The organism is Neobacillus sp. D3-1R (assembly GCF_052180215.1).
Lineage (GTDB): Bacteria > Bacillota > Bacilli > Bacillales > Cytobacillaceae > Pseudoneobacillus.
Genome location: NZ_CP197471.1, coordinates 224,154 through 245,402, shown reverse-complemented (window position 1 = coordinate 245,402; position 21,249 = coordinate 224,154). Strand labels below are relative to the sequence as shown.

The following is a 21,249-nucleotide window of genomic DNA, read 5'->3' as shown; positions in this document are numbered from 1 at the left end:
GGCTCCTGCCTAATACCTATTTATATGACAAAATTACCATCTCTAAAGATGGCTACTTCTTCCCCATCAGTTGTTTTTCCTGTGATGTTCAGATCTTCTGTTCCAAACATAAAATCAACATGTGTAAGAGAGTCATTTACACCTGCTGCTTCAAGCTCTTCTTTATTCATCTTGTCACCATTTTTAACACAAACAGGATACGCCTTTCCAATTGCTAAATGGCATGATGCATTTTCATCATACAACGTGTTATAGAATAAAATATTCAGGTTGGAGATAGGCGAGTCATAAGGTACAAGAGCTAATTCCCCTAAATAGCTTGACCCTTCATCTGTTTCAATAATATTCTTTAATGTTTCATAGCCTTTTTCTGCCTGGAAATGGACAACCTTTCCATCCTTGAATTCAAGAGAGAAGTTTTCAATTAAGCTTCCATTATGATTTAACGGCATAGAACTTACTACCTTACCATTCACACCAGTCTTTTTCGGAACAGTAAATAATTCTTCCGTTGGCATATTCGCCACAAACTCTACACCGTCTGGAGAGAATTCAGAACCACCTAACCAAATATGCCCTTCAGGAAGTTCTACCTCTAAATCAGTTCCTAATGAGTTCTGAATATGTAAGGATACAAGCTGCTTTTCTGCAAAGAAATTTCTTCTTGTTTTTAAGTTTTCACAATGCTCCTGCCAAGCAGCTACTGGAAATTCCTTGTCTGCTCTTACCGTATGGAAAATGACTTCCCATAAGCGCTCCACTGCATCTTGTTCCGACAAATCAGGGAATACCTTTTTTGCCCAAGCAGCTGTTGGTACAGAAACAACACACCAACGATTTTGGTTATTCATTCGTCTTTCACGGTATTCTCTAATCGCTGTACCGATTGCCTTGCTAGCTTTCATGATTCTATTTGGGTCAACATCCTTCATGATTTCAGGGTCGGAAGCATGGATATTAACAAATGCCGCTCCTTCTCTTGCATAAGATAAATAGAATTCTTTCTGCCATTCAGGAACATTTTCTAACGCTTCCTCTGGAGCTTTTAAATATTTAATTTTTGCCAGCTCATCGTCTTCCCATCTAACAACTACATTTCCTGCTCCTTCTTCATAAGCAACCTCTGTCATCAACCGTGCAAAAGGCGCCACCTCAACCGGTGCAAAAAGGACAAGCGTTTGACCTTTTTGAATATTAACTCCTGTTCTAACAATCAAACGTGCATACTGTTCTAAATATTTCTGGTTCATATTAGCCTCCTTAAATCTGTCTTTCCTATTTAATTCACCTTTTAGTATTTCAAATCCTTCCTATTTTAAAAATAAATAGACTCAGCATTCTATTTTTATTGAATCATTTACCTTTTTCCTTTTTACTATATTTCCCTCTTACTTTCATTTATAATGACAAAAAATAGTAAAAAGGAGCTAGATTCATGTCCACTTGCAGTGCATGCTTAACCTCTAGTCTTGTTTATCAAATTCAAATAGAAGATTCCTATTTTTTAGAGTTGACCGTTTGTCATTTTCAAAGGAATGGACACCAGCTTACTAAAAAGGATCATATCCTTTACGTAAATGAATCTATTATTCTCGATTTTTATGATTTTTGCCATGACCACATGGATGGGTCAGCTATTTCATTTCGCATTGCCGAAGAACCTTGGCGGCCCCTTCATGAGATTGACAAATTAATCAAAGGCCAATGGATCGATGATATTATTCAAAAGAAATTAGTTACTGTTCACATCCAACCAATTGTAGACACCGATACGGAAATTTTCGGCTATGAAATTTTATCTAGATTTTCAACTTCTGATGGACAATCCAAATCACCATTCGAAGTCTTTACAGCTGCTAGAGAGCGAAATCGTTTATATGCTTTAGATAAGTTATGCCGGATGAACGCAGTAAAGCATGCAGCCTATTTTGACGGTAAAGCCTTTATTAACTTTATCCCTACTTCCATTTATTCGCCCGAGCATTGTTTAAAATCAACCGTTGCGCTTGCCAATCAATTACAAATTGATCCTTCTCGATTTGTATTTGAGGTGGTTGAGACCGAAAAGGTTGATGATATCGATCATTTAAAAACGATTCTGAAATTTTATAAAGAAAAAGGATTTCAATATGCGTTAGATGATGTTGGCGAAGGGTTCAGTACCGTTGATGTCTTAACCGAGTTAAAGCCTCAATTTATGAAATTGGATCGGAAATTTGTGGATGGTGTTGCTAAAGATACAGTCAAACAAGCTATGGCCCTAAAATTACTCCATGCCGCTAACGAAATTGGTTCCACACCTTTAGCAGAAGGAATTGAAGACCAAGACGATTTCGAATGGTTAAGAGCATCTGGATATCAGTTATTTCAAGGATATCTATTTGGAAAACCTGCACCAATTAATTAAAAAGTAAGCCAGAGGATGCTCCCTCTGGCCTTTTCTAATAGCTTCCTTTAGAATAAGCCATCACACTTTAACCTTTTCAATAAAAACCCTTGAATGACCTTTCTCTCTTATATTGAGAAATATACAATGCAATAGACATTCAATATTCTACCTATTATGATGGAATTAACCTTTTTGTAGGAGAGACAACCTTTTGCTGATTTTAAACAAATTTCAAAAACGAATGCTCATCAATTATATGATTGGCTCAATGATTGCTGTATTTGGAGTCGGAAGCACCTTTATTTTTCATACCCTTGAATTGTCAAAACAAGAAATCTATTCACTGCTCCTTGTTATGTTCTTATCTGTTGGTGTGATGATTCTAGGGGAATTTATTGCTTTTAAAAAACATATACACCCCATAAAACAAACACTTACAACCGAAAATCCATCACTCGATTTAATAAAAGAAGCTTATCGTTCAGCTCATCGTTTTCCTATTTTAACCGTTCAACGGATTTTAGGACCTCATCTATTAGGTTTATCTATTACAGCATCCGTTTTAACTTGGTTATTAATCTATTTTCAATACATTCAATTTCCTTATACTTATATTGGCCTTGCTTGGGCAGGTGCTATTTTAGTAGGAATCATCCATGCAATGATAGAATTCTTCCTTTCTCAACGCTCGATACAACCTTTAGTGACACATTTTATGCGTATCGCAAAGAAGTCCTATGGCGAAACACTAACCCTTGGCAAAAAGGATGTCACTAGCATTCAAAAGAAATTATTAATCAGCTCTATTTTTATAGCGATAATCCCTATTGTGCTATTCGTTTTGGCTTCAGAAGTTCGAGTTGACCGTCAACCCGGTCATACTACAGAGGATTTTTGGGCATGGGCTTCAGTCTTATTGATCGTCATTATCTTCATTGCCATTCTTTGCAGCTTATTACTTTATGAGAATATTAAAAGACCAATCGATACTTTATTGAGTAGTATGAATCAAGTTCAAAAGGGGCAACTTGCTCTCATTGAAAATATCTATTCAGATGAATATAGTCATTTAATCAATGGTTTTAATCATATGGTAATGGGGATTCAAGAGCGTGACCGGCAAAACGAAGCTATGCTCGATCGTTTTTTTACAATCTTTGCTGCCACCTTGGATGCTCGAGACCCTTATACAGCTGGTCATTCCAATCGTGTTGCCGATTATACGGTTAAAATTGCTGAAGCAGCTGGGCTTTCTCTTTCAGAGGTTGATTTAATCCGTAAATCTGCACTTCTCCACGATATTGGAAAAATCGGAATTCGGGATTCGGTATTACTAAAGGAAGGCAAGCTGACCGATGATGAATTTGAACAAATTAAACAACATACTGTGATTGGGGCCAAAATATTAGAACAAGTGAATTTACCGTATGACTTAAAGCCCATCCTCCCAGGAGTTAAATATCATCATGAAAGATACGATGGCAAAGGCTATCCTGAAGGCTTAAGTGGTGATAACATCCCTCTATATGGAAGAATGATGGCCGTTGCTGATGCCTATGATGCTATGACCTCTGACCGTCCCTATCGAAAAGGCATGCCCATTGAAAAAGCATTAGCCATACTAGAGGAAGGCAACGGTACTCAATGGGATCCAACGTTTGTCCAACTATTTGTAAAAGAAATAAAAAAAGAAATTAGCGTTTAAGACAAAAATCCCTCGTTTTGAGGGATTTTTCATCTTTAGATAACACTATTTTTGATGGCATTAGAATCACTTACGTCCTGATCATTCGCTACACTTAATGGTAGATTAAATAATGTTATGTCTCCATTTGCCTCTCCGAATCCTTGATTTTGTTTATTAGATAAGAAAAGGTCCACTTGTTGTAAAGGTCCCATACTAATACTCGCTTGCCTATCCATGACATTTACTTTGAAAGCAAAGACATTCACTACGACTGGACTAAAAAAGACCATTTCATCACCCTTTCCCTTTTATCTTGCTGCTATATTGTTACTAGGTAATGAATCAAAGGATGAAGGAGAATCGATTTGATCTCTATCATCCACAAAACTTCTCGTTTCGGCAAAAACACCTTGGTCACCAAAATTTTGTCCAAATCCTTGGTTTTTCTTATCTGAATTACTCCAATCTGCTAATAAATTTTGGCCCACATTAACCGCAGAAGCATTTTCAAAGGAATTAATTTTCAATATATAAATATTTATATTAATAGAAGTACCTGCCACAAGTTCTCCCCCTTTTTATAATATATATTTATATTTCTTTTTTTTATGTGGCATAAGGAGGAAATCGCATTGGATTACGATAAGCTTAAACAATGGATGGAAGTGGCTCAGAAGTACAATAGCGGGAATTTTTGGGGCAACATTTTCGATACAATGAATCCAAAGGATACAATGAATGATTTTATGGGGGATCCAATACCAGAAGGTGGAAGAACGTCCCCCACTAGCGAATTTCCAACAACCGATATTTTTCTAACAAATGCAGAAGTGGTTATTTTTGTTGAGCTACCTGGTTTAGATAAAGAGGATATACAACTGTTTATTACCGGACATAGCATTATGATAAAAGGATATCGGAATCTTCCCCTAAATCCCCTTAGTACAGTACAAAGTGAAGGTGTTTATGGTGAGTTCCAACGAAAAATCCCCCTCCCTGAACCTACAGAGCGTGAACATATACGTGCTAGGTTTGAAAAGGGTTTACTAATTTTAACCTATCCTAGAGGACCTCAATACGAGGAGCCCATCATCATAGAATGATCGTTAATTATTTTTAATTGAATCAAAATCAATAAAATCGGAGTCTTCTATATTTGTTTTTGTTTTTAAAAAAACAACACCATCACCGATTGTTTCACCAAACCCAGACGTTTTTTTATTTACAACGTTTTTTCCCTTTTGCATGGTTTGAGATAACGAAACTGAACATTTCCTTCCAATAATATTCATTTTTATATTTCCAATAAAGATTTGATTAGGGTTATTCATACCGTTCCTCCTTTGGAAAAAAAAATAAGGTCGTGAGTTTTATGCCTATAAAAGGAATATTCGAGCAGAGTCAAAATGATGATTTTTTGAACGAACTCATCCATAAATTAGAACAATTTGAGCGAAGGTCTCAAAAAATAGATGCACTTGAAACTCAAATGACTCAACTTCTTAAAAGAGAGCAGCATTATTCAGCTCAAATGCTGAAATTAGAAAGCCATTTTACTTTACTGCAGACCCATATCAATAAACATTTCAAAAAATTATATGAAACCAAAGGTAAAACAACTCCAAACACTAAACTAGAACAGGAATATTCCTTGCTGGCTTCCCAAATGGAAGAATATCTGAATGAACTTGTTAGTTTAAAAAATGATATACAACAAATGAAGATGGACCAAGAAGAAACCACAACCAAACAACCTATCATATTCAATGAATACAAAATTGAGCATGTAACGATCGATAATTATGAAGTAAACAACAATATTGCTCAACTCGGTATAAAAGACCTTGGTGGCCAACTTAATATCGGAGCCACCTACGGAAAAGTCCCACCCGAAATCATGAAAGAAATGAGCGAAAAAGCGGAAGCACTTAAAGATACGAAAGAAGAATTATCCCAACAGAAAGACCAAGGGCTAAACGAACTATCAGAAGACCCAGAAGAAAACGAAGAAGAAAGCACAGAAGAAAGCGATTGGGAAAGCATAGACATCCTTTAACACACTAACGTACCGGGGGTCAGACCCCCGGTACGTTAGTGTGTTAAAGTGTTGATTCTATTAGAATGGTGTATTTAAGAATGACTACCTATCAAAAGAAAAACCTGAGCACCATTAAAAGGACTCAGGTTTTTCACGCTATTATTACTTAGCATATTTATAGAAGAATTTCGCCGTAATCGATCCATCAGCATTTTCTTTAATATCCGTTACATTGATACCAGAATCTGCTGGTACTGCACTGTTGGATTGCCAGAAGTAGTAGGATCCAGTGTGAACATTAGATGTAGTTGGAGTTAATTTAGAACCTGTCTTAAAGAAGTCTCCTGCATCACCACGGTTTACGTAATGTTCAAGGTCATATTTTCCATCCGCCTGTAAAACGGATAAACCGTAATGTGTCACGACAGTTCCATTGCTAGCCGTTTGTGATTGATTGTACTGGAAGCGCTTGTTCATCCAGTTTTCAACGTTGTTTGGACGGAATCCAGCACTCTTGTAAAGGTTTAGTACGTTTTCATCCACATGCCATGCCACTAATCCATGTGCATCAGCACCTTGACGAATTAAACCTTTATTAAAACCTTGCTGCTGAACGTTTTCAAACAAGAAATACTCAGTTCCATTAGAGCCTGGAACTTCCATTTTTACAAATGCCTTATCTCCATCTGCTGCATTAACCGGCTTTAAAGTAACAGTTTTCACTCCATCTTCAGGCTTCACTTCAATTGGTTTAGCCCATCCTAAGAACATTTTTGAGTATGGATCGAAATGAACAGGTGAGTTACCTGAGTAGGCAGCTGCATTCGGATAACGCATCCAAGAACCACCAGCCATCATCGAGTAGTTTCCAGTACCCTCAGAAGTATAAGCAGTGTCGTAGAAATCAGGTAAACCTAAGGCATGTCCAAATTCATGAGCAAATACCCCCGCTTGTCCTGGGAAAGGACCTGATTTGGAAGCTTCATCATATCCGCCAGTTGCCAAGTTATAACCTGCCACGTTTCCGCCAATTTCAGGCTGTACATTGTAGTTATCCACTAAAACACCGTCAAATGTATGGTCTTTTACAAATTGATCATACCAAGTAGTCCATTCTTCATCCGTTTCAACACCATCTTGGTTTGTATCAGGTGCTGTAAAACCTGTTTGATAGTATTTTCCATAATATAACGCACTTAATGAATTCCACTTGTGAGACCAGATTTGAGCAGGGTCACGGCTATATTCAGCTCCCGTTCCTTCATGGACGATGAATACGTTTGGTACAACCTTACCATCTGAAGTTTCAACTGCATATTTGGAGAAATCTACTACACTGTCAGCCGCCTTAAATAAATCGGTGACGAGTTCTCCAATATGAGCATCACCATTTTCGTTGTAGTACCCTCCTTCTTGATTAAGATAGTAAGATGCACCTTTTGGCAGTTCAACCCATGCTAAATCTGTATTTTCATTTTTAACTAGTGTTACTTTTCCATAACTAGATTCTTTATAAATATTCTGCATTGTGCTATTAGTTGGAGCTTTCACACCATTATATTCAGCATATTGTTTAAACTCATCTAGTTCATATGGGTTATACGTATCGCCAAAAATTAGGTCATTAATGTATTTAGGAGGAACTTGACCTGGAACATCCCCTTTAGGTTCGTCACCATCTTTAAACTTTGCGAGGATAACCAATACCGGAACGTCGCCAACCGCTGGTTGAGGTTTTACATGGTTATCTCCTGCCTGTTGGAATTTGGTGCCTTTGACCAGCTTCTCAGCAGGGTCCACCTTAGACATATTCACGCCTAATTCCTTTGCCTTTGCAGCAAGTTCTGGAGATGCTCCTACATAATGAGCCAAACTTAAGTCAGATTTACTAGTTGCCTTTACAGGAGCCTCACTTGGTTGATAGCCAGTTAGAGCGATTCCTCCTGCTAATGCTAGAGTTAAACCTGTTTTTGATAAAACCTTTAACAAGAACAACACATCCTCTACTAATTTAATATTTCAAATATATCAAAATAATCAGTCTATTAATTCGGCACATTGTCCTATTATTGAATAGTCCCTTTGATTCAAATTTCGTTTCGCTAAATAAAAAAAGCCCCTCCCTAAGTAGGAGAGACTCGTCCTTCATCTATTTCTATCTATCCGTTCAACCATTCTCGCTTTTCTAATCATTTGATTAATAACCTCTGAAAAAACTAGCCCAAAGGCTATTGCTCCAGATATCATAAATGCTTTTGCCGCTAGGTTGATAGCTAAGTTATAATCGTTTTCGACAAAGTTTCGCATCGCATCATAGGCCATTCCCCCTGGTACTAAAGGAATGATTCCAGAAACACTAAAAATAATACTAGGGGTGAGATAAATTTTTGCAAAAATTTGGCTCATCACCCCTATAGAAAAAGCAGCTAAAAAGGTAGCAAAAACGACATCTATATGATCATAGGTCATAAAATAGTAAATCATCCAACCGACCATTCCCACGAAACCACATTTGATAAGAGACTTTTTAGGAATATTAAAAAGAATGCCAAAAGCACCGGTTGCAACAAAGCTAGTCAATAGTTGTTCGAAAGCTACTCGCATACGTTCTCTCCTTATAAAAATGATAAAACCACTGCTATTCCTGCTCCAATGGCAAAGGCAGTGAGAAAGGCTTCTGCCCCTTTTGAAAGACCAGACACTAAATGCCCCGCCATCAAATCTCTGACTGCATTTGTTATCAATAGACCGGGTACAAGTGGCATAACTGAACCGATAATGATTTTATCAATTTCCATGCCGATTCCCGACCATACAAATAAAAAGGATAATAAACCAATCATCGTAGCAGATAGGAATTCTGCAAAAAACTTAATGGGCACGACCTTATGCAAGTAAACAAAAAAGGTGTAGCCTAATCCCCCTGTTATAAAGGCAGGGACAAAATCGATCCATCCACCTTTAAACATAATTAAAAAACAAGCACTAGATATGGATGCAGCAAGAACCTGTAACCAAACTCTATATGTAAGTTTCTCAGATTCCAGTTCTTTTAATAATCTTTTTGCTTCTCCAACCTTTAGTTGACCGCCACTTATTCTTCGTGAAATACTATTGACCATCGTCACTTTTTTTAAATCAGTGGTCCGATCCAGTATTCGTATTAGTTTCGTTTTCGTAGGCTCTTCTGCTTCTATTGAAAAAATAATACCAGTTGGTGTCACATAGCTATGTGATTGCTCAATACCAAAAGCAGCAGCCATTCTCATCATGGTGTCTTCTACCCGATACGTCTCCGCCCCGCTTTGGAGCATAATTTTACCTGCTAGCAAGCAAACTTCCATGATTTCATAGGTTTCTGATGTTTCAGGGTTCATTTGTATCTCTCCAAATAATCAGCTACAAGTTTATTTTTATAGTGTAAGGGTACCACCCCTCATAAATCAATGATTTCACAGGGAATAATAAAATTTCCCCAAAAATCCTTCTTCAATAAGAAAGTTACTAAAAGAGACATAAGTAATGACAGGCACCTATTTTTTGCACTGTAATAAGATAGGTTTGAAAACATCTTGAGGAGGAGAAAGAAAAATGGGAATGCCTACTATACCAGATATTACAGGGAATATAAATATTGATCGCGAGGACGTCATTAATTTACTACTTGCCTCCATCGCATTTGAAGAATTAGGGTTAGCACATTTAATTAATGCTGAAGCTGAAAAAATCCAGGCTGTATTAGGTACACTTGAAGGCGGTGTAAATTTTAACACCTGTTCTATTGATGATTTAACTGATATAAATAAATCAGTTAGAAAAACACTTCAAGATATTATAAAAAAAGAAATGCTTCTACAATTTAAATTAGAAAACGTTTTAGAAATTCCTGGCTTCGATTGTCATGGTCGTGGTGGCAAAAAACACCTTGAAGGAAAAAGATAATATAAAAATAAAATAATAAACAGGACATTACTTAACTACTAAAAGTAATGTCCTGTTTCATACTGATTTATGATGATTTTTACGGAGTTGGAGGTGTTGTCGGTGGAATATTTAATACATCCTCTAACTTAAATTGTAATAACATCTCTTTCTTAATTACTGTTTTAAGAGTATTATTCACTGCCTCATTTATATCCAATAATTCACCCACGGTTGTTGCAACTGGTACATTTGTGCCCAATGTACCAATTACTGCCTGGATTTTTTCGGCTTCAGCATTGATGATATGTGCCAAACCAAGTTCTTCAAAAGCAATGGAAGCCAATAACAGATTAATCACATCAACCCTATTGATTGATATCGAAGGGGTGACGTTTGGAATATTAGGAAAAGACATTCAATATTCAGCTCCTTTTGAATTTATATAAATAACATATTCAAAAGTAAGGATATAGCTTAGACAAACACCCTATAAAGTAGCATTCTTATCGCCCTATTTTTTCAATAATATCTTTCAAAACTTTAAGGTTTTCTTCATTAAAATGTTTATCAAGACATTCGTCTACGGAAATTCCCTTGTCGTTCATATATATTGTAAGAAGCTTTAGGGCTTCTTTATAAAGAGGAGCTATCAATAAACATTTCATAACGGAAACAATAGCTTCTTCCTTTTGTTGGAGATCGTTTTGACAAAGACTAATATAGTACCAAGCCTGAAAGGAACCTACTCCCCTTAGAATTAAATAATTCCTGTTGTCCTCCCCTAATTCTAGACATTCTTTGAAACTTTTTATGGAGGATTCATAATCTTCAAGATGATATAAAATCACTCCTCTGAAAAATCTCAAATCCACATAATCCGGATATAATAAAATCGCCTTTTTAATTCCTTCCAAAGCCATTTCAAAGTGCCCCGTTGCTATTAATATAGAATACTTTAATTTATACACCATAGATGGAGGAAGCACTTTTTCTCTAAGAAAAGCTAGTATAGATAAATTGACATGTTCTAATGCTTCTTGATATTTATTCATATTGTAATATTCCAACCCAATAAAATAATGAGCCCAATAAACATTTTCTCCGTCTTTTATTTGCCTCTTAAGCATCTTTAAATTTCTATCTGATTTTCCTTTCTTTTTTGTAATGGAATTAAGATATCCATAATGATGAACTTTTACATCCAGATGACCAATACGTGCATTTGATACATTTTTAAGGTCCAAGCATTCATGCATTTTATTTACAAACTGAATACCGTTATTACGAAACAGTCTGGTATGGGCAATATCTGTCGTGTTATTTACATCCACTTGATCTCCGTAATAATTAATTAAGTGAAGATTTATAATATCATAATCTTCGAAATGAGATCCTTCGAAGAATCCATTTTGGGCAGCTATATCTAATTCTTCATCAGCATCCAGCCAAATAATCCAATCCCCCGTGGCTTTTTGAATCCCATAATTTCTAGCATCCGCAAAACTGCCATTCCACTTAAACTTTTCTATTTTTGCTCCAAATGACTTACATATCTCCAATGTTCTATCCGTTGAACCTGTATCAACAATTAGAATTTCATCCACTATATCCTTCACACTATCAAGGCAGCGTGCTATGCAATCCTCTTCATCCTTTACAATCATACATAACGATAACCTAGTTGTTCCCAAAGACACATCCACCCTTCTTTTTATTGCTAATTTAGTATATTAAGAAATCTTACAAATTCTATGGGCAGAAGGTAAAAACAGGCTTTCCTAAAATAGGCTTCAGCTTTATCACACATAAAAACATTGAATACTATACAGAGAATGAAATTAAAAAATTATTTTTTAAAGGAGAGACCAATGCCAACAAGCTGGACAGAAAGCATAGCGGACATTTTAGATGAAGTGGAGAAATATAAACCAATTTCTATATTGGATATTGGAATTGGTTTTGGTAAATATGGGGTTTTATTGCGGGAGAGGTTTGAGCTTCCCTACCAGCGGTACTATAAAGATGATTGGACAATTCGAATTGATGGAATTGAAGCATATAAGGGGTATGAAAATCCAATCCATGATTATGTCTATGATCACGTTTATTATGATTCGGTTTCTAATTGTATCGAAAAGTTGCCTCTTTATGATGTAGTCTTATTAATTGATGTACTTGAACACTTCGAGAAAGAAGAGGGGCAAAAAGTCATAAAAAAAATACTCAAGCATACTAAAAAAGCCCTGATTATTTCCACTCCTCTTTATCCCGCAAATCAAGGGGACTATTTAGCCAATAAATACGAAGAACATAAAAGTAGATGGACCCAGCTTGATTTTGCAGAATTTGATTTTCATTATAGATTAATACGTATTTTAAAAAATGGAGCCCAAATTTTTGTCATTGTACCATCTTCGGAAAAGAAAAAGGAATTCCCCATCGATAACGATAATATCTCGTTTGAAGATAAAAAAATGGAACAGAAGAAACTTACCATTGGATATTTTTTACCACATAAAAATTTAACCGGCGGATTAAAAATGCTCCTTGAACAAATGAAACATTTACGCAAAAAGGGACATAAAATATACGCCTTTTATAGAGGCAACAACGAAGATAGTGCTTTACCAGCTTGGATCAATCTTCAAGTAGATAAGGAAATTATCGTTCCTACTGACCAATCATTTCTCTCCTACTTAAGCGATTGTGATGTTGGGGTTGCTGGATGGCTAGATCAAATACAGGAGTTATCCAGTGCAAGTATTCCTATTGTTTATTGGGAGCAAGGAAATGAATATCTTTTTGGGGATAGCTTAGATGCAAGTATCCGTTTATATTTAAAACACTTTTACCAACAGCCAGTCGCTATTACAAGTGTCTCACCCATCATTTCAAAAATTCTTGAAGCCCGCTATGGAAGAAAAGCCCCTGTTATCCCTAATGGAATAGACACCGATTTTTACCACCCTGGCCAACGTCCGAATGAAAATTTAATTTTGCTTGTTGGGAATCCAAACCTTATGTTCAAAGGCTTCGATGTCGCCATTCAAACCTTAATTCGTGTTTGGCGCTCTGGATATTCATTCAAGGTAAAATGGGTATGCCAAGTAAAACCTTCACTTGAACATATTCCCTTTCCTTTTCCTATTGAGTATGTTGAGATGCCAACACAAGAGGATCTGGCAAAATGCTACCGTTCCTCCGACATTTTTTTATTCACCTCATGGTATGAAGGATTTGGTATGCCTCCGTTAGAAGCCATGGCCTCAGGATTACCCGTGGTATCAACATCATGTGGCGGAAATGACGTTTACGCTAAAAATGGAATCAATGCGATCTTAGCAGAACCAGGGGATATTGAGGGATTAGCTAAAGGGATTATTCAACTGTTAAATGACGAAATGGCTAGAGAAGAATTCTCCAAAAAGGGAAGAGAAACGGCGTTGAATTTTTCTGCTTCAAAAATTGCCAATCAACTTGAAAAGTACTTGTATGAACTGGTTTGTCATCATAAAAAAGATTAACCGGGGTGGCTTATATTGCTGCCTCTTAAGAAAGACAGTTTAAATAAATAAAAGATGCCTCATAAGGCTATAAGCTCTTATGAGGCATCTTTTTTGTTAGCTCACCATTAAGGGAAGAAGATTTCTTGAACTTCACCTGGGTCCATTAAAGGAATTATAGTGATTAAACCAAAGTCACTATCCGTTACTGTAACGTTTTGAAGAGGAACATTACCAGTATTCGTTACTACTAATTTAAACTGCGGAGTTACTCCAGGTGGTAGTAAAGGTCCCGGAGACGTATTCGCATCTACATATGTTTCACCATTATCAACAGAAACTAATTTTTGAATGTTGATTGATGGATTTGGTTGTCCTTGAATACAGAACCAAAATGCTGGATCAGAATCCGTAACTTCGATACCGCTATCTTGACCTGTAGCAGTAACAAAAGCTATATTAGATTGTTGTCCTGGTGAAGAACATGCACTTCCTGTTCTGAAATGCACATCAGTTTCTCCAGGGTCTAGTTGACCTATTACAACGATTAAGCCCAAAGCAGAGTCAGTAATCGTAACATTAACAAGCGTTTCATCACCTGTATTGGTTACTGTATATCTAAATCTTGGAGCTTGTGGAGAGACGACAACTGGACCTGGTGCTTCGTTCGCATCAAACCAAGTTGATCCACCATCAGGAGAAACTTCTTTCACAAGGTCGATGGAGATATTTTGCTCAGCTCCAACATAGTTTGCAGCGTCACTATCGGTTACCTCAGTTCCACTATCCACCCCATTACCAGTAACTGTAGCAATGTTTGTATGCTGACCTAGTACTCCTGGTTCGATAGTTTCTACTTCCATTGATTCACCAACAGCTAACGTCGTTTGAGGTAAAGTAATATTGCCGTATACATCATCAGTTACTACAATATTTTCCAGATCTTCACCACCAATATTGCTAATCACATATTTAAAATGAACATTCGGTTGTGTTGTAACATTCAATACTGGCCCAGGTGGAACATCAGCATCTACAAATGTCAAACCTCCATCTACAGAAACTAGCTTTTCGATATCAATTAATGGTTCTGGAGCAAACTGTCCGCAAATTGTAGCATTTTCAGCCAGTGAGAATTCGCTGGAATGATTGCCGTCACCAATAACGATCCCGTTGATTTGTGTTGTTCCTTGAATGTCAGCTTTCCCCTTCACATCACTTCCCGCACGAACCAGGAAGTTTCCGTTGACTGTTCCACCGTTGATTGTAATGTCGCCACCAAGCACATTGAAGAGGATGTTTTGAGCCTGCACACCCCCTTGGGTAAGGATAGAGCGACCATTTAAGATGTCCATGCCGTTACGAACTGCATTTACCTCATTGTCAGCCCCCACATTAAAAATAACCACTGCGTCAGATGGTCCACTAATAATTAAGTCCCCATTTCCACGCACTTGAATCTTACCTTCAGTTGTACCAAAAGGATTTGGCGGTACGTTAATGACGTTGAGTCCGCTAACTACATTGATCGTCACATTCCCAGCGTTTGTATCGATGCCTGCAAATGTTTGAGTAGATGCAAGGCTCTTAGCTGTGTTAGATGCTGTAGCAATATCAACAAATAGTTGATCAGATGGTTCATTTGGTGGAACTGGGCACCCTGGGGGGTTATCTCCAGGCGTAAACCATTGGCAATCAAAATCTTGACTAGTGTATGTGCTATGAATTGGACCAGTTGGTCCTACCCATTGGATTCCACCTACCGTACCAGTATTGCTGTAGTTGCCATTGCCTTGTACACTGGATGCGTTAGCAACATTGCCACAAACCGTACCATTTATTGTCATTTTTTGACCGTTGGCGAAGTCCCAGTTGGCCGCAGATTGCAACAATTCACGAATGGTATCCCATTGGCCAGGACCAGGACCGTACGGTAATATTGTACTTGAACTCATATATTTTTCACTCCTTATTCGCTTATAGCGTTATTTTAAAAGCTCTTCCTATCAAGCAACTAAAATATGATAGAAAGCATTATCAGAATCTGTCACACCTACTCCGTCAAAAAATGCGGTAACTGTTGCTGTATTCTCAAAAATTTCAATCTCTGGTTGTGGTGTTGGTCCAGGTGGAATATTAAGGATATCTTCTAATTTAAATTGAAGTAGCATTTCTTTTTTGATAACGGTTTTTAAAACATCATTTACTGATTTATTAATGGATAGTAATTCATCAATACTAGTAGCAGCTAAGTCACTATTCGGTAGTGTCCCAACAACTGCTTGGATTTTTTCTGCTTCCGCATTAATAATGTGAGCTAATCCCAGCTCCTCAAACGCGATCGATGCTAACAGTAGATTAATAACATCGTTTCGAGAAAGATTAATAGATGGGGTAACATTAGGGATGTTAGGAAAACTCATATTTTTCACCTCTTTCATATTTTCTCAATAGTATATGAAGCCAAATTTTCCAACGAAAGGTACATTTACCCACGCCTTGTCCTCTTTTAAATAAAAAAGGCTTCTTTCCTATTAAGGTGTTGTGGAATCTGTCGGAGGAATATCTAAAACATCCTCTAACTTAAATTGCAGCAGCATCTCTTTTTTTACGACCGTTTTAAGAGTCTTATTTACACTCTCATTGACTTCTAATAATTGACCAATGGTTACAGCAGGAAGAGGTAACTGGTTTTGTAATGTCCCAAGAGCAAATTGAATCTTTTCAGCTTCAGCATTAATAATATGTGCTAAACCAAGCTCTTCAAAAGCAATAGATGCTAATAATAGATTAACTACATCCCCTCGAGCAATATCGATGGAAGGCGTTACGTTTGGAATATTAGGAAATGACATTTCTTTTTTCACCTCCTTATCATTCATTGGAGTTACGATGATAAGATATTCATAAAAAAGAAAAAGGTTTGGACTTGCTTCACCTAAAATTGGAAACTTATTAACTATTTTTTAAATAACTGATCCTGACAATTTATCAAAAATGAATACTACTCTTTAAGAATGCTCATATACATATAAGGACATCTATACCTAAAGGAGAAATGAGAAGTGATTATACCTAACGTCCTTCAAGACAAAAATCCTCCTTCCAATGAAGAAATAATAGCTAAATTAATGGAATCCATTGCCGAAGAGGAAATCGCTCTTGCTAATATCATTTCTTCTGAAGCTGATAAAATAAATGCATTTGTAGGAGAAAGCTTAGATTTCCCTACCTCCCCAACCAATCAGGAAATTCTTGCTTTTAATCAATCCATACATAGAATTATAGAATCAGTATTAATGAAGGAATGGCTTCTTTTGAGGAAATTAGAAACCGTTATATCTTTAAAAGAAAAAATAGATCACGGCAAACTTAACAACCCACTCATAGAATCAGAGGAACTAAATGAAGACTAAAGGAATAAATCAAGCAGGACGGTGAATCGTAATGGGAGAAGATTATCAGTCAAAATATATTCAATTATTTCATGATAAGCAGTTATCCCTTCACCGATATCATCAATCCATCGGAGGTCTTCTAGATGCTGCTCATAGGAGAAGTGGCAATCAACATTTTATTTCTGTTGTTCAACAGATGACGAATCAAGTTAAAGATTCTATATCAGATATCCAAAATATACAACTGAAGAAATTACAATTATTTTATAAACATAATCCTTCATATAAAGATTTTGCCACTCCTCTCCAAACGCAACCAATACCAAAAGTAATGACAGATTTTAAGGAAGTTAAAGTGACCAAGCCTAAAACACCACCAAAGAAAGTTGATACTGAACCGTTAAAGAATATGGCCTCATTCAGAAGTAATGTACATGGGGAAAAGACCAAGATCTTTATTGAAGAAGTTCAACCTCTCCCACCCTGGAGACCCCAATCATAAAATAAATAAAAAGGTGTATCTAAAAGAACCCTTCGATTCCTTTGATACACCTTTTTTATTAAGTATTGGTTGCCTTTATTATTTATGGTGATGGTGATGTTCATCCGGCGGTATTTCCATAACATCCTCAAGCTTAAACTGTAATAGCATTTCTTTTTTAATAATCGTTCTTAACATTTTTTCAACGCTCCTATTGGCATAAAGCAGATCCTCAAAACAATTAGCTACCTCAATCGCTTTTTGTAACTTCTCCCCTTCAGCATTAATCAAATGGGCTAATCCAATTTCCTCCAGAGCAATAGATGTTAACAGTAAATTAATAACATCTTCTCTTTTCAAATTAATATCCGGCGTGATATCAGGAATGTTTGGCATCGACATTACTATCCACCTCCAAGGTATCTTTCATGTCATGTATATTCCATTATGTGTATGTCCTATTTCAATAAAATATATTTTTTCACTTAGAAAAAGAACCCTTAAATTTATTTCTCCAAGATAATATTAATACAGATAGGGCAATCAGCATCTGCACAATTACTAAAAAAGAATCCCAGAAAGAAAAACTTATAATGGGCTCCTTCATGCCGGGGAAAATATGAAGTACAAAAACGATTAGCTGTGGAATATAATACAACACAAATAATGATAAAGAGATGACCGTTCCAAGGATATATAAAATTCCATATAGTAGAATGATCCCTTTTTCCTCTTTAATAAAAATAGATTGATTTTTAACATTTTTCAGGTAACTGATTGTACTTTCCATCAAGTTATAACAGCCTGTCATGTTTTCAATAACATAATAGATATCAGTTTTTATATAAATACAAAATTGATAAACCATCCTTAAAACAACATCAAGCACAATAAATTTTAAAATAGCTAAAAGGACACTCGGTGCATTTGGAAACAAAACCTCAGTAAAGAGAGCTAAAAATAATATTAAATTATCAAAACTTAAACCAGCTAGGTAAAGCGGGTATCTCTTCTTAGGGGGAAGCTTCCAAGCTAGTGATAAGTCAGTCTCCAATACTATGAAAAAAAGGCGATGACTGATCCCGAGCTTCGTCGGAAAACCATGAGCCCTAATGGCTAGTATATGACCATATTCATGAGCAAGGATTAATACTCCGCCTATTATGAACCATAGAATCATATTTATTGTCATGGAGTCGAAGATAAATAAATCAGTATAGTGAGGAAACAATGAAGGATCGAATATTAAAAAGAAGATATTCACCATAAATAAAAACATATATCCCATCATCATATTTCGGTTAAAAAACAATTCCCCTATCTTGGGCGAAATCCAAGTAAATCCAAGTTTACCTTCCTGATGATGAACTTGCTCAATACGATGATCATCCACTTCTAATACCAACTGCATTTCAAGTAGTTGTTGAACAAAAGAAATCATATCCACCTCATCAGTTGGATAACGCTTCTTTAGATCATTTTCAATCTCTTTTAAAGCATGACCTTCCTTTATTCTTTCTAATGCTACTACACAAACCTCAGGCATTTCGTAGAATTCTTCATTAACCAAGTCTTCTATTATATAATTTTTCTTATCTTTTCTAATGTTTAATGGATTTAACTTTATTTTTGTATCTAGGGTAATATTCAATTTCATCCCCTTCTCCTATACCTTTTTGTAAACAAAAAGATGCAACAAGTGTTGCATCTTTTTCTTAGTACTTCGGTGGAAGGATAAAGCACCACCAACAAGTTGTTTTCACTTTTTTTAACTTTCGGATTTTCATTGTTCCACCTCCGTTTCTTCTTTATCTCTATTTGAATAGGCATGAAATTCTACCCAAGAAGGATATACCTTTTTAAACGTCTTAACTAAATGAGGATCAAATTGTGTTCCATCGCCATCTATAATTCTGTTATACGCTACTTCCAATGGAAGTGCGGAGCGATAGGAACGCGATGAAGTCATGGCATCAAAGGCATCGGCAATCGAGACAATCCTAGCCATTAACGAGGTTTCTTCACCTTTTAATTGGTCAGGATAACCTTTGCCATCCCAACGTTCATGATGGGAGCGGATGACACTTATATAATTTTGTAAGCCTACTACATCTTTTACCGCTTCTGCTCCAACGGCTGGGTGAGTTTTTACAATTTGATATTCTTCATCCGTCAGTTTCCCTGGTTTCATTAAGATATAATCTGAGATTTGTATTTTTCCAATATCATGCAGTAAACAAGCATTATAAAACGATGTTAATTCTGCATCTGAATATTTGCCAGTCTCTTTCGCTAGTAATAAAGCATACTGTGCTACCCTTTCACTATGCCCTCTTGTATAGGGGTCCTTCATTTCTAATGTAGCAATAATCCCTTTTACAATCCCTTCTAATTGTTGATCATAGGATGTTTTGATCACGGAAAGATAGGATTGAAAACGAGATAGAATGATATAAGCAATGATTGAAAAAACAATGGTAATGGAAGCTGGGAGTATAACGTCTGGTACATGAATGAATATACCTACCAATATGTATTTCACTAACAATCCCGAGCTAACCATCCAGAAGAATCTTGTATTAACAAAAATGGGTGATAACAATAGCCAAAACACTTCAACCACATTACCACTCTCATAATCTGGATTATGAAGATAGGTAATAACGTCATTTAACAATGTTAAGGAAGTAAATGTGATGAAATAGAGGTATTTTACATAATGAATCAAGTTCTTTTTATGCAAATAAATACTAATCGGAATTAAAGAAAACAAAATAATATAAAGATAGTATCCTAAGACACTCGTTAATCCCACTTCTGTATGGGAAACGAATTTAGGATAGATATAAAAATATAAAGTATCATAACTAATGGTAATAACATAAAACAATGTTAAAAACCATTTGACTGTACGCTGTTCTTCATTTTGAAGAGCGGAAACTATGTATTTTTTTTGCATATTTTAACCTCTCTAATAACCTTAACTTTCTTTCATATATTATCGACATAGGAAGCATGAACCTATATGGTACAAAAGTCGCGGAAATATTCGTCATCTATCGACAATTTTCATATATATATCCAATTTATCATATTTATGTAAAAATATTTATGAATTTTTTTGAAAAAATAAAGAATTTCTAAAATAAGCTGAATTACCTTAGGATCCAATAAGAAAAATAGGTAAAAAGAACTATACCGAAATAGTGATATACCCCCATTTTCATTGATAAGTATGGAATTCTATTCCATTTTGGAGATGGACAATCTTATATGCTATAATGAACCATTGAAATTAGAATAGAAAGATGTGGGGCCACCATGCTTAGTTTTGAAGAAAAAATAGCGATTATTGAATCGTTTCCAGAACTTGAGAGAAAAAATGTTTCACTAGGAAGAGTAAACTATCACTTTGAAGAAAGTGCTTATGATAAGAAAAATGTTGTGTATCATTTGCACCCAAAGGGCAACGGATTTGTTTATGCAGAATATGTAAAAGGATATAACAAGGATGACAAGGGTATGGTCAATATTCGTGACTTCTCTGCTGAGGAATTGCGTACGATCATCCAAAAATCCATCCAATCACTTTCTCCTAAAGCTAGTGATGAAGCAGATGATGTAGTTGAAGAAGCATACGAAGAAACATGGGTAGATTATGAGAACTATAAACTTACCCTGTTAAAAGAGGACGAATTGTGGAATATCTATGCAGGACCAAACTTAGATGCCACATACAACACTTATGAAGAAGCAATAGAATATTTACGTGAAGAAGGCTTTAGACGCCGGTAAAACTAAAAAGTGTAAGCGCCAAAAAATAAACACC

The 21,249-nt window shown here is 36.0% G+C and carries 24 protein-coding genes; 9 read left to right on the top strand and 15 right to left on the bottom strand.

Features of this window, described 5'->3' with window-relative positions:
- Nucleotides 1-20 precede the first annotated feature (20 nt).
- On the bottom strand, nucleotides 21-1,250 hold the full coding sequence (locus ACSBPO_RS01160; protein WP_442597958.1) for an aminopeptidase: 1,230 nt from the start codon (nucleotides 1,248-1,250) through the stop codon (nucleotides 21-23).
- Between the two features lie 185 nt (nucleotides 1,251-1,435).
- Between ACSBPO_RS01160 and ACSBPO_RS01155 the strand changes: the two genes are divergently transcribed.
- Nucleotides 1,436-2,407: an EAL domain-containing protein gene (locus ACSBPO_RS01155; protein WP_442597956.1), complete on the top strand. Its 972-nt coding sequence runs from the start codon at nucleotides 1,436-1,438 to the stop codon at nucleotides 2,405-2,407.
- A gap of 193 nt (nucleotides 2,408-2,600) precedes the next feature.
- On the top strand, nucleotides 2,601-4,094 hold the full coding sequence (locus ACSBPO_RS01150; RefSeq protein WP_442597954.1) for an HD domain-containing phosphohydrolase: 1,494 nt from the start codon (nucleotides 2,601-2,603) through the stop codon (nucleotides 4,092-4,094).
- 35 nt (nucleotides 4,095-4,129) lie between these two features.
- Here the strand turns inward: ACSBPO_RS01150 and ACSBPO_RS01145 are convergent, their stop codons facing one another.
- Together ACSBPO_RS01145 and ACSBPO_RS01140 are read right to left on the bottom strand one after the other, a co-directional pair.
- Nucleotides 4,130-4,366 carry a hypothetical protein gene (locus ACSBPO_RS01145; protein WP_442597952.1) on the bottom strand — a complete coding sequence of 79 codons (237 nt, stop codon included), beginning with the start codon at nucleotides 4,364-4,366 and terminating at the stop codon, nucleotides 4,130-4,132.
- 18 nt (nucleotides 4,367-4,384) lie between these two features.
- Nucleotides 4,385-4,639, bottom strand: a complete 255-nt coding sequence (locus tag ACSBPO_RS01140) for a hypothetical protein (RefSeq protein WP_442597950.1) — start codon at nucleotides 4,637-4,639, stop codon at nucleotides 4,385-4,387.
- 69 nt (nucleotides 4,640-4,708) lie between these two features.
- Between ACSBPO_RS01140 and ACSBPO_RS01135 the strand changes: the two genes are divergently transcribed.
- Nucleotides 4,709-5,179, top strand: coding sequence for an Hsp20/alpha crystallin family protein (locus ACSBPO_RS01135; protein ID WP_442597948.1), 471 nt, complete (start codon nucleotides 4,709-4,711; stop codon nucleotides 5,177-5,179).
- A 3-nt stretch (nucleotides 5,180-5,182) separates the two neighbouring features.
- Here ACSBPO_RS01135 and ACSBPO_RS01130 read toward each other — a convergent pair whose 3' ends face one another.
- Entirely contained in the window at nucleotides 5,183-5,407 is a 225-nt protein-coding gene (locus ACSBPO_RS01130) for a hypothetical protein (RefSeq protein WP_442597947.1), read from the bottom strand.
- Between the two features lie 41 nt (nucleotides 5,408-5,448).
- On the opposite strand from ACSBPO_RS01130, the gene ACSBPO_RS01125 reads away from it, so the two are divergent.
- Complete coding sequence (locus ACSBPO_RS01125; RefSeq protein WP_442597945.1) at nucleotides 5,449-6,132, top strand: hypothetical protein; 684 nt, start codon at nucleotides 5,449-5,451, stop codon at nucleotides 6,130-6,132.
- A gap of 144 nt (nucleotides 6,133-6,276) precedes the next feature.
- Here ACSBPO_RS01125 and ACSBPO_RS01120 read toward each other — a convergent pair whose 3' ends face one another.
- The 3 genes from ACSBPO_RS01120 to ACSBPO_RS01110 form a co-directional block, all read right to left on the bottom strand.
- Complete coding sequence (locus ACSBPO_RS01120) at nucleotides 6,277-8,103, bottom strand: M6 family metalloprotease domain-containing protein (RefSeq protein WP_442597943.1); 1,827 nt, start codon at nucleotides 8,101-8,103, stop codon at nucleotides 6,277-6,279.
- Between the two features lie 156 nt (nucleotides 8,104-8,259).
- On the bottom strand, nucleotides 8,260-8,718 hold the full coding sequence (locus tag ACSBPO_RS01115) for a threonine/serine exporter family protein (protein WP_442597941.1): 459 nt from the start codon (nucleotides 8,716-8,718) through the stop codon (nucleotides 8,260-8,262).
- 11 nt (nucleotides 8,719-8,729) lie between these two features.
- Nucleotides 8,730-9,491, bottom strand: a complete 762-nt coding sequence (locus ACSBPO_RS01110) for a threonine/serine exporter family protein (RefSeq protein ID WP_442597939.1) — start codon at nucleotides 9,489-9,491, stop codon at nucleotides 8,730-8,732.
- A 214-nt stretch (nucleotides 9,492-9,705) separates the two neighbouring features.
- Between ACSBPO_RS01110 and ACSBPO_RS01105 the strand changes: the two genes are divergently transcribed.
- Nucleotides 9,706-10,056 (top strand): hypothetical protein, encoded by a 351-nt coding sequence (locus ACSBPO_RS01105; protein WP_442597937.1) that lies wholly within the window; start codon nucleotides 9,706-9,708, stop codon nucleotides 10,054-10,056.
- A gap of 79 nt (nucleotides 10,057-10,135) precedes the next feature.
- On the opposite strand, the gene ACSBPO_RS01100 is transcribed toward ACSBPO_RS01105, so the two are convergent.
- Both ACSBPO_RS01100 and ACSBPO_RS01095 read right to left on the bottom strand, forming a co-directional pair.
- Nucleotides 10,136-10,453: a hypothetical protein gene (locus tag ACSBPO_RS01100; protein WP_442597935.1), complete on the bottom strand. Its 318-nt coding sequence runs from the start codon at nucleotides 10,451-10,453 to the stop codon at nucleotides 10,136-10,138.
- A gap of 88 nt (nucleotides 10,454-10,541) precedes the next feature.
- A complete protein-coding gene (locus ACSBPO_RS01095) occupies nucleotides 10,542-11,729 on the bottom strand; it encodes a glycosyltransferase (RefSeq protein ID WP_442597933.1) in 1,188 nt (395 codons plus the stop codon).
- A 177-nt stretch (nucleotides 11,730-11,906) separates the two neighbouring features.
- Between ACSBPO_RS01095 and ACSBPO_RS01090 the strand changes: the two genes are divergently transcribed.
- Nucleotides 11,907-13,562 carry a glycosyltransferase gene (locus tag ACSBPO_RS01090; RefSeq protein WP_442597931.1) on the top strand — a complete coding sequence of 552 codons (1,656 nt, stop codon included), beginning with the start codon at nucleotides 11,907-11,909 and terminating at the stop codon, nucleotides 13,560-13,562.
- A gap of 107 nt (nucleotides 13,563-13,669) precedes the next feature.
- Here ACSBPO_RS01090 and ACSBPO_RS01085 read toward each other — a convergent pair whose 3' ends face one another.
- From ACSBPO_RS01085 to ACSBPO_RS01075, 3 genes are all read right to left on the bottom strand, one after another.
- Nucleotides 13,670-15,496 (bottom strand): hypothetical protein, encoded by a 1,827-nt coding sequence (locus tag ACSBPO_RS01085; RefSeq protein ID WP_442597929.1) that lies wholly within the window; start codon nucleotides 15,494-15,496, stop codon nucleotides 13,670-13,672.
- A gap of 51 nt (nucleotides 15,497-15,547) precedes the next feature.
- The gene (locus ACSBPO_RS01080; RefSeq protein WP_442597927.1) at nucleotides 15,548-15,964 is read right to left on the bottom strand and encodes a hypothetical protein; all 417 of its coding nucleotides are present in this window, start codon (nucleotides 15,962-15,964) and stop codon (nucleotides 15,548-15,550) included.
- 111 nt (nucleotides 15,965-16,075) lie between these two features.
- Nucleotides 16,076-16,396 carry a hypothetical protein gene (locus ACSBPO_RS01075; RefSeq protein ID WP_442597925.1) on the bottom strand — a complete coding sequence of 107 codons (321 nt, stop codon included), beginning with the start codon at nucleotides 16,394-16,396 and terminating at the stop codon, nucleotides 16,076-16,078.
- A 210-nt stretch (nucleotides 16,397-16,606) separates the two neighbouring features.
- Here ACSBPO_RS01075 and ACSBPO_RS01070 point away from each other — a divergent pair, with 210 nt between their 5' ends.
- Together ACSBPO_RS01070 and ACSBPO_RS01065 are read left to right on the top strand one after the other, a co-directional pair.
- The gene (locus ACSBPO_RS01070; protein ID WP_442597924.1) at nucleotides 16,607-16,957 is read left to right on the top strand and encodes a hypothetical protein; all 351 of its coding nucleotides are present in this window, start codon (nucleotides 16,607-16,609) and stop codon (nucleotides 16,955-16,957) included.
- A gap of 31 nt (nucleotides 16,958-16,988) precedes the next feature.
- Nucleotides 16,989-17,441: a hypothetical protein gene (locus ACSBPO_RS01065; protein WP_442597923.1), complete on the top strand. Its 453-nt coding sequence runs from the start codon at nucleotides 16,989-16,991 to the stop codon at nucleotides 17,439-17,441.
- A gap of 78 nt (nucleotides 17,442-17,519) precedes the next feature.
- On the opposite strand, the gene ACSBPO_RS01060 is transcribed toward ACSBPO_RS01065, so the two are convergent.
- The 3 genes from ACSBPO_RS01060 to ACSBPO_RS01050 form a co-directional block, all read right to left on the bottom strand.
- Nucleotides 17,520-17,822: a hypothetical protein gene (locus ACSBPO_RS01060; RefSeq protein WP_442597921.1), complete on the bottom strand. Its 303-nt coding sequence runs from the start codon at nucleotides 17,820-17,822 to the stop codon at nucleotides 17,520-17,522.
- A gap of 79 nt (nucleotides 17,823-17,901) precedes the next feature.
- The gene (locus tag ACSBPO_RS01055; protein WP_442597919.1) at nucleotides 17,902-19,077 is read right to left on the bottom strand and encodes a hypothetical protein; all 1,176 of its coding nucleotides are present in this window, start codon (nucleotides 19,075-19,077) and stop codon (nucleotides 17,902-17,904) included.
- Nucleotides 19,078-19,203: 126 nt separating this feature from the next.
- Nucleotides 19,204-20,379 carry an HD-GYP domain-containing protein gene (locus ACSBPO_RS01050; RefSeq protein ID WP_442597918.1) on the bottom strand — a complete coding sequence of 392 codons (1,176 nt, stop codon included), beginning with the start codon at nucleotides 20,377-20,379 and terminating at the stop codon, nucleotides 19,204-19,206.
- A gap of 362 nt (nucleotides 20,380-20,741) precedes the next feature.
- On the opposite strand from ACSBPO_RS01050, the gene ACSBPO_RS01045 reads away from it, so the two are divergent.
- A complete protein-coding gene (locus ACSBPO_RS01045; RefSeq protein ID WP_442597916.1) occupies nucleotides 20,742-21,215 on the top strand; it encodes a hypothetical protein in 474 nt (157 codons plus the stop codon).
- Nucleotides 21,216-21,249: the final 34 nt, after the last annotated feature.

Bases quoted from the DNA above. Each gene is read 5' to 3' on its own strand.
- ACSBPO_RS01160 (WP_442597958.1), bottom strand. From the start codon at position 1,250: ATGAACCAGAAATATTTAGAACAGTATGCACGTTTGATTGTTAGAACA.
- ACSBPO_RS01155 (WP_442597956.1), top strand. From the start codon at position 1,436: ATGTCCACTTGCAGTGCATGCTTAACCTCTAGTCTTGTTTATCAAATT.
- ACSBPO_RS01145 (WP_442597952.1), bottom strand. From the start codon at position 4,366: ATGGTCTTTTTTAGTCCAGTCGTAGTGAATGTCTTTGCTTTCAAAGTA.
- ACSBPO_RS01130 (WP_442597947.1), bottom strand. From the start codon at position 5,407: ATGAATAACCCTAATCAAATCTTTATTGGAAATATAAAAATGAATATT.
- ACSBPO_RS01125 (WP_442597945.1), top strand. From the start codon at position 5,449: ATGCCTATAAAAGGAATATTCGAGCAGAGTCAAAATGATGATTTTTTG.
- ACSBPO_RS01115 (WP_442597941.1), bottom strand. From the start codon at position 8,718: ATGCGAGTAGCTTTCGAACAACTATTGACTAGCTTTGTTGCAACCGGT.
- ACSBPO_RS01110 (WP_442597939.1), bottom strand. From the start codon at position 9,491: ATGAACCCTGAAACATCAGAAACCTATGAAATCATGGAAGTTTGCTTG.
- ACSBPO_RS01105 (WP_442597937.1), top strand. From the start codon at position 9,706: ATGGGAATGCCTACTATACCAGATATTACAGGGAATATAAATATTGAT.
- ACSBPO_RS01100 (WP_442597935.1), bottom strand. From the start codon at position 10,453: ATGTCTTTTCCTAATATTCCAAACGTCACCCCTTCGATATCAATCAAT.
- ACSBPO_RS01090 (WP_442597931.1), top strand. From the start codon at position 11,907: ATGCCAACAAGCTGGACAGAAAGCATAGCGGACATTTTAGATGAAGTG.
- ACSBPO_RS01085 (WP_442597929.1), bottom strand. From the start codon at position 15,496: ATGAGTTCAAGTACAATATTACCGTACGGTCCTGGTCCTGGCCAATGG.
- ACSBPO_RS01080 (WP_442597927.1), bottom strand. From the start codon at position 15,964: ATGAGTTTTCCTAACATCCCTAATGTTACCCCATCTATTAATCTTTCT.
- ACSBPO_RS01075 (WP_442597925.1), bottom strand. From the start codon at position 16,396: ATGTCATTTCCTAATATTCCAAACGTAACGCCTTCCATCGATATTGCT.
- ACSBPO_RS01065 (WP_442597923.1), top strand. From the start codon at position 16,989: ATGGGAGAAGATTATCAGTCAAAATATATTCAATTATTTCATGATAAG.
- ACSBPO_RS01060 (WP_442597921.1), bottom strand. From the start codon at position 17,822: ATGTCGATGCCAAACATTCCTGATATCACGCCGGATATTAATTTGAAA.
- ACSBPO_RS01055 (WP_442597919.1), bottom strand. From the start codon at position 19,077: ATGAAATTGAATATTACCCTAGATACAAAAATAAAGTTAAATCCATTA.
- ACSBPO_RS01050 (WP_442597918.1), bottom strand. From the start codon at position 20,379: ATGCAAAAAAAATACATAGTTTCCGCTCTTCAAAATGAAGAACAGCGT.
- ACSBPO_RS01045 (WP_442597916.1), top strand. From the start codon at position 20,742: ATGCTTAGTTTTGAAGAAAAAATAGCGATTATTGAATCGTTTCCAGAA.